The sequence below is a fragment of the Leptolyngbya sp. FACHB-36 genome (assembly GCF_014695955.1).
GTDB lineage: Bacteria > Cyanobacteriota > Cyanobacteriia > Leptolyngbyales > Leptolyngbyaceae > FACHB-36.
Window position 1 is genome coordinate 1 of record NZ_JACJPG010000659.1, and the last position, 10568, is coordinate 10568.

General features: G+C 54.2%; 10 protein-coding genes. 3 read left to right on the forward strand and 7 right to left on the reverse strand.

The window, feature by feature from the left end:
• The 3 genes from H6F43_RS20525 to H6F43_RS20535 form a co-directional block, all read right to left on the reverse strand.
• The coding region (locus tag H6F43_RS20525) for an ABC transporter permease (protein WP_190344955.1) at nt 1–218 on the reverse strand (218 nt) is incomplete at its 3' end.
• Nucleotides 219–297: 79 nt separating this feature from the next.
• The gene (locus H6F43_RS20530) at nt 298–1647 is read right to left on the reverse strand and encodes an efflux RND transporter periplasmic adaptor subunit (protein ID WP_190344957.1); all 1350 of its coding nucleotides are present in this window, start codon (nt 1645–1647) and stop codon (nt 298–300) included.
• Between the two features lie 156 nt (nt 1648–1803).
• Nucleotides 1804–2322: a MarR family transcriptional regulator gene (locus H6F43_RS20535; RefSeq protein ID WP_190344959.1), complete on the reverse strand. Its 519-nt coding sequence runs from the start codon at nt 2320–2322 to the stop codon at nt 1804–1806.
• A gap of 340 nt (nt 2323–2662) precedes the next feature.
• On the opposite strand from H6F43_RS20535, the gene H6F43_RS20540 reads away from it, so the two are divergent.
• Nucleotides 2663–3784 (forward strand): hypothetical protein, encoded by a 1122-nt coding sequence (locus H6F43_RS20540; protein WP_242025814.1) that lies wholly within the window; start codon nt 2663–2665, stop codon nt 3782–3784.
• Here the strand turns inward: H6F43_RS20540 and H6F43_RS20545 are convergent.
• Nucleotides 3781–4962, reverse strand: coding sequence for a homocysteine biosynthesis protein (locus tag H6F43_RS20545; protein WP_190344961.1), 1182 nt, complete (start codon nt 4960–4962; stop codon nt 3781–3783). The genes H6F43_RS20540 and H6F43_RS20545 overlap by 4 nt on opposite strands.
• 167 nt (nt 4963–5129) lie before the next feature.
• Here H6F43_RS20545 and H6F43_RS20550 point away from each other — a divergent pair, with 167 nt between their 5' ends.
• Nucleotides 5130–5768: a L,D-transpeptidase gene (locus tag H6F43_RS20550; protein WP_190344963.1), complete on the forward strand. Its 639-nt coding sequence runs from the start codon at nt 5130–5132 to the stop codon at nt 5766–5768.
• A gap of 1 nt (nt 5769) precedes the next feature.
• Here the strand turns inward: H6F43_RS20550 and cydB are convergent, their stop codons facing one another.
• The 3 genes from cydB to H6F43_RS20565 form a co-directional block, all read right to left on the reverse strand.
• A complete protein-coding gene (gene cydB / locus H6F43_RS20555) occupies nt 5770–6780 on the reverse strand; it encodes a cytochrome d ubiquinol oxidase subunit II (protein ID WP_190344966.1) in 1011 nt (336 codons plus the stop codon).
• A gap of 64 nt (nt 6781–6844) precedes the next feature.
• Nucleotides 6845–7159: an isochorismate lyase gene (locus tag H6F43_RS20560; protein WP_190344968.1), complete on the reverse strand. Its 315-nt coding sequence runs from the start codon at nt 7157–7159 to the stop codon at nt 6845–6847.
• A complete protein-coding gene (locus H6F43_RS20565) occupies nt 7156–8601 on the reverse strand; it encodes a cytochrome ubiquinol oxidase subunit I (RefSeq protein ID WP_190344970.1) in 1446 nt (481 codons plus the stop codon). The genes H6F43_RS20560 and H6F43_RS20565 overlap by 4 nt, the downstream gene beginning before the upstream one ends.
• Nucleotides 8602–8910: 309 nt before the next feature.
• Here H6F43_RS20565 and H6F43_RS20570 point away from each other — a divergent pair.
• Nucleotides 8911–10568: phosphoketolase family protein (locus H6F43_RS20570; protein ID WP_190344972.1), on the forward strand; the 1658-nt coding region annotated here is incomplete at its 3' end.

Below are 10568 nucleotides of genomic sequence, written 5' to 3' on the forward strand. Positions count from 1 at the left end.
CGGTTGCGCGCCTCACGAGTGCCTGGCGTAATAAATAGCACATTGGGACCCAGAGATTCGAATTGTTCCGACGCTAACCGCTGTGCTCCTTGCCCGAGACCAATCATGGCAATGACTGAAGCATTGCCAATGACAATACCCAGCATGGTTAGCGCACTCCGTAATTTGTTTGCGGTCAGCGTTTTAACCGCCATTTTGCCGCTTTCGATTAAGTCCATAGTAAGGAGTGAGAAGTAAGAGTAGAAACGTAGGAAAACGGCCTCAGATGAACCACGTTTGATTGAGGACTGCAATGTCCTACTTTTGCTGATTCATGTCTTTAATGACGTCGTCCAGTTTTTGACCTTCGGGAAGTTCGTCGTACACAAAATCGCCTTCCCGCACGCCATCCAAAACTTGAGTTTGGCTGCCAACAGTGGGACCGATCGTCACTGGACGAAACGTCGGCTTATTTTTGGTATCGGGAATTAATACGCCAGTTTGTCCCTTGTTTGTGACGATCGCCGCTGTGGGAACCAGCAGGGCTTGGTCGAGCCGTCTGCCTAGGAAGGTTAAATCCGTGTTCATGCCAGAGCGGAGTTGATTAATTCCACTGATGATCTGGACGCGCACTTGGAACGAGGTGACGCTTTGTTCGACTACCGCCTCGGGGGCAATCAGGCGCACTTTACCCTTGAACACCTGATTGGGATAGGCATCCGCACGAATCTCAACCTCTTGCCCTAGTTTGATCTGTCCAATATCAACCTCTGGGACTTTTGCTAGCACTTCTAAGCCATTTGCCAGCGCCACGATCGACGTCGATGTCGCTGAGGATGTACTGGATGCTGAGGTTGTTGGTGTCACAAATGCCCCAACTGTGGCGTACTTCTGCGTAATGATGCCAGAGAAGGGAGCGCGGATAATGGTGTCTTCTAGCTGCTTATTGATCGCTTGTAGCCGTGCTTGGGCAGCGGCAACTTGAGCGGCTCCCTGCTCAATCTCCTGCACGCGGGGACCGTTTTCTTGCTGGGTTAATCCCTGACGTGCATTATTCAGCCGCGCCTGCGCTTGCTCTAGATTGGCTCGGGCACTGCGCTCCTCATTAAGCACTTCATCCAGACGATCGCGAGTAATGGCTCCTTCAGAGGCCAGCCCCTGGTTACGGCTCACTCGCTGGCTCGCCAAATTCAAGCGCGTCTGAGCCGTTGTGACTTCTGCCTGCGCCTGTTCTACACCCGCCTGTGCCTGCCCAATAGCCTCTGGACGACTGCCCGATCGCAGCAGTGACAAATTTGCTTGCGCCTGCATCAAACTGGCGACAGCTTCGTTGCGCTGGGCCTCCAGTTCTGTACTTTCCATTCGGGCAATTGCTTGCCCCTGCGTGACGCGATCGCCTTGCTCCACGCGTAGCTGCACCAGTCGCCCTGATGTCTTAGGACTAAGGTTAACGGTTTGCACGGGCACGACGGTTCCGTTTGCCGCAATCTGAACCGTAATGTCTTTTAGCTGCACGGGCACAGTGAGATCGTTGACCGGCGCTGTTGAGGGAGCATTGCGGGTCACCAGAAAGGTCGCAGCAGAGACGCCAACCAATCCAGTTGCGGCTAGACCAACAATCCAGGGAGTCGATCGCTTTGTAACAGTTCCAACGAAAGGGAGTTGCATGGGAGAGAATTCAGCAAGATTGGGAGAATGTGTCAACCAGCTAGGCAAGGAAGGGGATAACCAGACTCAGTGGTCAGTAGATAGAGATGTATATAGTGTGACTGTGAACGAGGGCAGCGTCGCCCAACTGCAGACGGGTCATTCGGGACACCGTCGCTATTTATTCTGATCCAACGATCGACGCTGCTTTTCCCAACGCTCTAGCATGCGGGGAAATTCTTGCTCGTAAAAGGCATGCATATCTCGCATTTCTTCGAGACGCTGGCGTGATTGGGGTGGCTCTTCCTGTAGAAGCTGTAGTCCGCGCTCTGCCAGTTGGCGAAACGCTGTAATCTGGGCGAGCCGCTGATTGGTTAACTCGGACCAAGCATTCAACCTAATTCGAAAGTAGTCACGGCGCTGACCCGGCAAACTAATTCGCTCAATTAAGCCAATCTGAACCAGTAGCCGTGTCATGGTGCTGATTGATCCTTTGCTAGCTTGCAGCACCTCTGCAAGCTCCCCAGGAGATTGATGCGGCGGATTGGAAACCAGCAACCAGCCGAAAATGCGTCCTGCCATCCGAGGTAAGCCAACCATCTCGAATAGCACGCCTACATCTTCAACAAAGTGCTGTCGCTCAGACTGGTGCTGCCCTGAAGTTGAATCACGCTCTAAATGGTGTTCTACAGTCATAGAATTACTGTAACATATCTTCGTTCAATGTTTACTGAACACATTAAACTTTAGCGCTGGGTAGAGAGTAGACCACCATTTCTGCTGAGAATCTCAGGTTTTCAGTATGATGGGGCTAACCATTTTGCTATCCGCGATCGCAAACGGATCGAACGAAATTTCTTTGTTGCCTGTTCTGGATCGGCACCATTGGGAATTGCTCTGGATCACTGTGCCAAAGTTTGTTACAAATCCTTCATTTGTAAAAATTGCACAAATTTTGCGGAATCGTACATGGCTTGATGGATTCAGTACAATAAGCTGACTGATGCAATCGTGCACTCAGCTTGAATAAAAGCCTATGAGTTCTTCGCCCGATCGGTCCCCTAACCTGCCTGATCCCTTGCCTGATACCCCAGATTCGAGTGAGCAATCAACGTCTGATTTAACCCAGTCGTTTCCTCAGAATGCGGAACCTGCCTTAGACTCAGCGGCTACTGCCTCCGAGGCAGTGCCGTTGGTTCCCAAGCGTCCGTTGATGCGACCCGTGAGCCGCCCGCAGCCGTCTCCAGACATTCCGAAAGCGGCTACTCCTAGTTCAACGGTTTCTAAAGCTCCAGCCCGAAGCACAACGGTCGTTACCCCCAGCGAGCCAATCAGTCCACCAAGCAATCCAGACGTGGATTATGCTGCCTTACGGCAGCAGCCAATCCCGCCACCCAGTGAGCCGAAACAGTACCGAGCGATCGGTCTGCTGCGCGGACGCTACACGCCTTCGAGTGAGCAATTTACCCGTGGCGAAATGGCAGCCGCCGACGGCACGGTCATTGAAACAGTGCTGCTGGGGCGGATTATGAGCCTGGTGAAAAACCATCTTGACTTAGAGCAAGAGCACCTTTGGGTTGTGTATCCACGCACCAAAGATGCAAAGCGAGATTTGCATGTGCAGATCGTCGGCGTTTGGGAACCAGAAAAACTGAATCGCGATGAGACAGCGCCAGAGAGCGATCCCGTTGTCGAGCAACCTGATGCGGTAGACCCAGCTACCCTTTCACCGGGCTACGAGGACGACTACTTTTCGATTCGTGGAGAAGTGGTTTTCATTGCTCCTGAAGAAGAGACGGTTGTTGTCAAAATTCAGCAAACTCCTCGCAAAACCAGTGACAAAGCTAAAGCGTTTAAGCTTCAGCTAAAAGGAGTCCTAGCCAGCGACAAAGCTGTCGGCTATTTCTGGGATTTGCAAGTGAAGCGTCAGGAGACGGATTTGCTAATTACTGCAGGAACCGTCATTGGACTGGTACCGCCTAAGAAGCGCTCTAAAGACGACAAGGGAGGTGCCCGCAAGCCCTTCAAGAAGCGGATGGATGGGCGTGGAGGTGGAGGTCCTCCTAGCAGAGGCACCAAACCGATGGCTGCCCCACTGCCGCGTCGAGAGGCGCTGCCTAAGCCTTCTAAACGCAGCGATCAAAGCGCTCAGAGCTAGTCGATCGTCATCTGCGATCCCCACACGTCCTGTGGCAGGAAGGTTCGATCTGCCGGAATCGGCGCAACCGCCTCGGTGAGCGTAAAGGTTCCGGCAGTAATCCACTGTTTCAATTCCAGTGCAACTTGCCGTGACAGAAACAGGCTCGCCAGTGGAGCCACTCGGACCGATTTGCCGTCAACTACAATCCGTCCCGATTTCAGTTGCTGATAGCTAATTAGCCCAAATGTGGGACGAACGCGGCGGGGAATCGAAAAATCGACGATCGGCGCAGCTAAGTCTTGATCGCGCACCGCACAGCGGGCAACCACTTCTTCGTGCAGTACTGGGAGTGGCACCCCCACTCCCAACATCAGCGAAGGACCGTAGCTTTTGAAGTAGCAGCCCCGCACCCAGCGTCGATCCATTTGCTTTGCGTCGCCAATTAGCGCCAAGGTTGCCGCAGGACCGATCGGAGTGCGATTGGGTAATCGCTTTTGGAGGGGAAAGTGCTGTGTACCCTCCCAAGCAACGTAGCCGACGCCGCCACCCAGAAAGATGCGGGTACCAATTCCAATTAGCTGTAAGTCCGGGTCATTCAGCAGCGGCGACAGTGCCCCTGGATTCGAGTAAACTGCATTGCCTAGACGTGGCTGAAGCGGACCTAAGTAGGTGAACAAGGGACGATCGCCCCCATTCACTCCCACAATAAAATTTTGGTACAGATTGCGCGGGTTAAACAGGTAGAACTGGTTGATTGTGTCGCGGGTAATTGTTGTCTCGAATGACGCTCGGGGATAGCAGTCGGTCACTTGCCCCACCGCCCGCAACTGTACAGGGTTTCCAGCAATCAGGTCTTCGATTACATCGCCGCCGCCTTTTTCGCGCATCTCTTCGCCATCGCTGGTTTCGCCTACCTGCGTTGCCCCCAAATACAGATCCACCGCACCGAAGCCGGAATAGGTCGGCACTCCATCTAGCCAGCACTGGCGAATCTTGATTGGCGGGTCGGTCTGTCCCAAATTCAGAATGGCTCCAGACGATTCCATCGGCTCGAATGTTCCGGTGGTAATGACATCCACCTGCTTAGCTGCCTGTGTCACACCCATTTCAGCAACATTTGCCTTGAGTTCCTCCACGGTCCAAACAACGGCTTGACGCTGGCGAATTCGGTCATTAATCTCGGCAATGGTTCGCATGGGTGGATTTGGAGTGGGGAGTACGGGGCTATGATGGTGTCATTGCAACGGCACTTTGCCGTGGGTCGCTGCTGTCTTGGTAAAGCGTAAACCAGGGCTGCACAAGGATTGCCAGAAGGCGATCGCGTCTCTACCATGATATCGAGATCCCTGACGCTAACTTATTCATGAATCTGCAACGTTGTCTGCTTCCGCTATCTAGTGTGCTGATGCTCACCAGTTTGGCAAATGGTTCTCTGGCAGCGACCATCGATGGGAGCCAGTTAGAATCCATTTTGCCGCCCGCGCTGCCATCGGTGCCGCTGTATGCCCCTACGGTCCCTGCTACTCCACTGACGCTGCCATTGCCGCTGTTGCCAACCGCTGACCCGTCTGCTCAACCCAGCGCGACTCCGGCAGCGACTACATCAAAGCCACTGCGGTTGGAGATCCGGCTGAGTCGGCGGCAGGTAACGCTGTTTCGCGGCAATAACGTGGTTAAGCGCTATCCGATCGCGATCGGTCGTCCGGGTTGGGAAACGCCCAAGGGCACCTGGGAAGTAAAGCAGATGATCAAAAATCCTGCGTGGATACATCCGCTGAAAAAAGGTGTGCTGATTCCTGGTGGCGACCCCGAAAACCCGCTAGGTCGCCACTGGATTGGCTTTTGGACCGACGGCAAAAACTGGATTGGCTTCCACGGCACCCCCAACCCAAAGTCGGTTGGGTCGGCGGCATCGCACGGCTGCATTCGCATGTACAACAAAGACATTGAGGATCTCTTCCGTCAAGTTAGTCCGGGGACTCCCGTGACGGTGGTGCAGTGACTCACGACTCGTAGCCGCCTGTCACCTTGCCCCGAAACACCACGTAGGAATAGAGGTTGTAGAACAGCATCACCGGAATCAGGAAGCCGATGAAGATGAGCATAATCACTAGCGAACTGGGGTCTGCGGACGCTTCGTAGATAGTGAGCTGCGGTGGAATGATGTAGGGAAATACGACCAGCGACAGTCCGATAAACGTCAGCACAAACAGCAGGATTGTCCAGACGAAGGGAGCACGCTCTTGTTTGCGCTTAAGGCTGGTAACCAGTTGCCAAATTAGGAGGATGCCCACAACCGGGATCACCGCAAAGATGTAGATGAGCGGTGGCTGAAACAGCTTTGCTCTGGCGCTTTCGTAGAAGATTGGCGTGCCGATCGTGATCAAAACCGCGCCGACCAAGGTTGTCCAGGCTGCAAGTTTGGCGGTCTTGTAGTGGGTTTCCTGCAATTCGCCTTCCGTTTTCCAAACCAAGTAAGTAGAGCCGATCAGGACGTAGCCCTGAATCAGCGTTAGCGCCACCAGAATGGATTGCCAATTTAGCCAGTCCCAGGTGCCACCTACGAAGTGTCCAGTTTCGTCTACGGTGATTCCCTTTAGCACTGCTCCCAGCGCGAACCCCTGACCCAACGCAGCGGTAAAACTTCCGGCACCAAAGGCAACGTTCCAAAAGAACTTGCGCCGAGCTTGCTCTCGAAACTCAAACGCCACTGCGCGGAAAATAAAGCCGAACACCATCAGCAGAATCGGGATGTACAAAGCACTGAGGATGGTGCCGTAGGCGAGGGGAAATGCGCCAAACAGTCCACCAGCCATCAGCACAAGCCATGTTTCGTTGGCGTCCCAGATATTGCTGAGGCTGGTCATAAGAATGCCACGCCGCTCGTCATCGGAGGACGTAAGGGATAAGATGCCAACGCCCAGATCGAAGCCATCCAGCATGACGTAGAGGAAGAGAAAGAGGGCGAGGATGCCGAACCAGACTTGGGGAAGAAAGTAGGTGAGGGTTTCCATGAAGTGAGGAGTAAGGAGTGGGCAGTCGGTTGAGCGAAGCCGCGCGAAGCTCAACTGAACGCGATTACTCGCCTTCGGTTGATTCGATGTTGGACTTCCAGTGTTTCAGTTCTTCGTCAATGAAGTGGTTGACTAAATCGCGGTACAGCTTTTCGATCGCGTCCGCATTTAGTCCTTCTTGCTCAGCCCAAACGCGGCGCTGTTGCAGCATTGCCTGGAAGCGATCGGATGCCCGAACACTGGTTTCGCTAGTCTTGAACTTAGAAGCCGCCTTGACATAGGCGAAGCGCTGACCAAGCAGGGTAATGACTTGGCGATCGATCTGGTCGATCGCCTGCCGAATCTCTGCCATGTTTTCGCAATCGTCCGGCGTCTTCACTGCTGCGCCTCAACCGGACGTTCATCGCGGGCAAAGGCTCCGGGCGTCGTGTCCACAACAGGCTGATTGGGTTCCAATCCTGGCACGGGCAGATCGAGATTCGGACCTTTGCGAACGATGCGACTGCCAAAGTAGAGCGTGGCGACAAATAGCAGCGAGTAGACCACGGCAAAACAGATCAGAGAAGTGAGAACATTACTGGCGGGAATGTTGGAGACAGAATCGACGGTCCGGATTTCTTTATAGAGCGTCCAGGGTTGCCGTCCCGTGCAGCGGACGATCCAGCCAGAGTCAATGGCAATGAATCCTAAGGGTGCGGAGAACATCCAGGCAATCATCAACCACTTCTGCTGAACAATATTGTCTGGGGAAAGCTTGCCGCGTAGCCACTGGAGCACGGTGATCCCCATCACGGCTGCAAGGAAAAAGCCGATCACCACCATGATGTGAAACGAATAGTAGATGAGTCCAATCAAGTGCGGACGCTCATCCGGTTTGAAGTCTCGTAGCCCAATCACTGGCTCTGACAGATTTTTCTTGAATTCCAGAATGTAGCCGAGCGCGTTGGGAATGGAAATTTCCCAGTCGTTGCGCTGCTCTTTGTCGTTGGGTAAAGCGATTAGGCTCCAATCAGCGGGTTGTCCAGCCGGAGTGGTGTCCCATTGCGCCTCCATTGCAGCGAGTTTTGCGGGCTGGTAGTGGTAGACCTGTTCGCCGCTGAGGTGCCCCATGTAGATTTGGATGGGCGCAACGGCGATCGTCGTTGCCAGCACAATCTTGAACGACTTGGCAAAAAAGGCAGGAAAGCGGTTGTTTAGCAGATACCAAGCACTAATGCCACCAATCACGAACAGCGACGTTTCCAGCGTGGCGAAGAACATGTGCAGAATGCTGTTGCGGGCGAAGGGGTTCGCCATTGCCTGGAAGTAGTCGGTTACCACAAACTTGCCGTTGATCATTTCTCCGCCCGCAGGCGACTGCATCCAGGAGTTCGCCGTCAAAATCCACACGGTCGAGAGGTTTGCGCCCACAGCCACCATAATTGTCGAAAGGAAGTGGATTGAGGGGTTGACCCGCTCCCAGCCAAACAGCATGATGCCGAGGAAAGCAGCTTCTAGCATGAACGCCCACGCGGCCTCAAAGCCAATGACGCTGCCAAAGAAGTTGCCGACCGCCTCAGAAAACGGTGCCCAGTTGGTACCGAACTGAAACTCCATCGGAATCCCCGTCGCTACGCCAATCCCAAAGTTGAGCACGTAGAGCTTTGACCAGAAGCGAGCGTGGAGGTAGTAGTCGGGATTGCGCGTGCGGAGCCAGAGTCCCTCGACGATAACCAGATAAATGCCGACGCCCGTAGTTAGGGTGGGCCACAGCATATGGAAGAGAGCGGTCAGCGCGAACTGCATTCGCGACAGCGCAACGGTATCGGATAAAAATTCCATGAGTCCTGTGAGTTGGCGAGGGGTTGCTGCAAGCGTAACGGACCTCCTACATGGACCTGGAGTTTCTTGGGAAAGTCTTAAAGTATGACGATCGGTCAAAGGTTTCAGCCGATCGCCCAGCATCATTCACGTCTTGACGAACGACTGCCCTGCTCATAGCAGGTTTTCTCGCCTGTTAACCGCTCCTTAAGAAATACTCCCACTTGTAGAGGATGTAAGACTCAATTTGGTTTTGCAGACTATGGGGATGCGATCGATGCGCAGCTTTGCAGAGATTGACGAGTCCAACTACCCTCTGAGACATCAGGTATGACAGTCGCAACTCCGATCAAGCAACAACCCCTTAGCACCGACGAACTGCATAAGATCAACGCTTACTGGCGCGCCGCCAACTATCTTTCTGTCGGACAGATCTACCTGCTCGATAACCCGCTGCTACGAGAGCCGCTGACGATCGACCACATCAAACCCCGTCTGCTCGGACACTGGGGCACTACACCAGGTCTAAACTTCATCTACGTGCATTTCAACCGACTGATCAAGCAGCACGATTTGAACGTAATTTACATTGCGGGTCCGGGACACGGCGGACCGGGGCTGGTCGCAAATACCTATCTAGAAGGCACGTACAGCGAGTTTTATCCCAATATTTCTCAGGATGCGGCGGGGATGAAGCGGTTGTTTAAGCAATTTTCGTTTCCGGGGGGAATTCCTAGCCACGCGGCACCGGAGACGCCTGGATCGATCCACGAAGGTGGTGAACTTGGTTACGCGCTGGTTCACGCTTACGGAGCTGTGTTCGACAACCCTGATCTGCTGGCGTGCTGCGTCATCGGCGATGGCGAGGCGGAAACGGGGGCGTTGGCAGCAAGCTGGCACTCAAACAAATTTATCAATCCCGCCCGTGACGGAGCCGTGCTGCCGATTTTGCACCTGAACGGGTATAAGATTGCCAATCCTACGGTGCTAGCGCGGATGAGCGATGAAGAGTTGGAGCACCTGTTCCTCGGCTATGGCTACAAGCCCTACTTCGTCGAAGGGGAAGACCCAGAAACGATGCACCAACTGATGGCAGCAACGCTCGACACGATCCATGCCGAGATCAAAGCCATCCAGCAAGACGCCCGCACGAATGGATTCACCCAGCGTCCCCAGTTCCCGATGATGGTGCTGCGATCGCCGAAAGGCTGGACAGGTCCAAAGTTTGTGGATGGACAGCCCGTAGAAGGCACGTTCCGATCGCACCAGGTGCCGCTAGCAAAAATGGCAAGCAATTCTGAGCATTTGCGGATGCTGGAAGAATGGATGAAGAGCTACAAGCCAGAAGAACTGTTCGACGAGAACGGCACCCTCCAGGCAGAACTGGCAGAGCTAGCTCCGAAGGGCGATCGACGCATGGGCGCAAATCCGCACGCGAACGGTGGCATGCTGCTGAAAGACCTGCGGATGCCTGATTTCCGCGAGTATGCCGTGGAGGTGTCCACGCCAGGAACCGAGATGGCAGAGTCTACTCGCGTCATGGGCGAACTCCTGCGCGACGTCATGAGACTGAACGAGGACCGCCAGAATTTCCGGGTGATGGCTCCCGATGAGAATAACTCCAACCGCCTTAACGCGGTGCTAGAAGCCACGAACCGCGTGTTTACGGGCGAGATTCTGCCGATCGACGACCACATCTCCCCTGATGGGCGCGTTATGGAAGTGCTGAACGAGCAGATGTGTCAGGGCTGGCTGGAAGGCTACTTGCTGACCGGACGCCACGGCTTATTCTCCTGCTACGAGGCGTTCATTCACATCATCGACTCGATGTTCAACCAGCACGCCAAGTGGCTAAAAACCACTCGGGACATTCCCTGGCGCAGACCGATCGCCTCACTCAACTACCTGCTGACCTCGCACGTTTGGCGACAGGACCACAACGGTTTCTCGCACCAAGACCCCGGCTTTATTGACCACGTTGCCAACAA

Coding starts and splice junctions, on each gene's coding strand:
- H6F43_RS20530 (WP_190344957.1), bottom strand. CDS start 1,647: ATGCAACTCCCTTTCGTTGGAACTGTTACAAAGCGATCGACTCCCTGG.
- H6F43_RS20535 (WP_190344959.1), bottom strand. CDS start 2,322: ATGACTGTAGAACACCATTTAGAGCGTGATTCAACTTCAGGGCAGCAC.
- H6F43_RS20540 (WP_242025814.1), top strand. CDS start 2,663: ATGAGTTCTTCGCCCGATCGGTCCCCTAACCTGCCTGATCCCTTGCCT.
- H6F43_RS20545 (WP_190344961.1), bottom strand. CDS start 4,962: ATGCGAACCATTGCCGAGATTAATGACCGAATTCGCCAGCGTCAAGCC.
- H6F43_RS20550 (WP_190344963.1), top strand. CDS start 5,130: ATGAATCTGCAACGTTGTCTGCTTCCGCTATCTAGTGTGCTGATGCTC.
- cydB (WP_190344966.1), bottom strand. CDS start 6,780: ATGGAAACCCTCACCTACTTTCTTCCCCAAGTCTGGTTCGGCATCCTC.
- H6F43_RS20565 (WP_190344970.1), bottom strand. CDS start 8,601: ATGGAATTTTTATCCGATACCGTTGCGCTGTCGCGAATGCAGTTCGCG.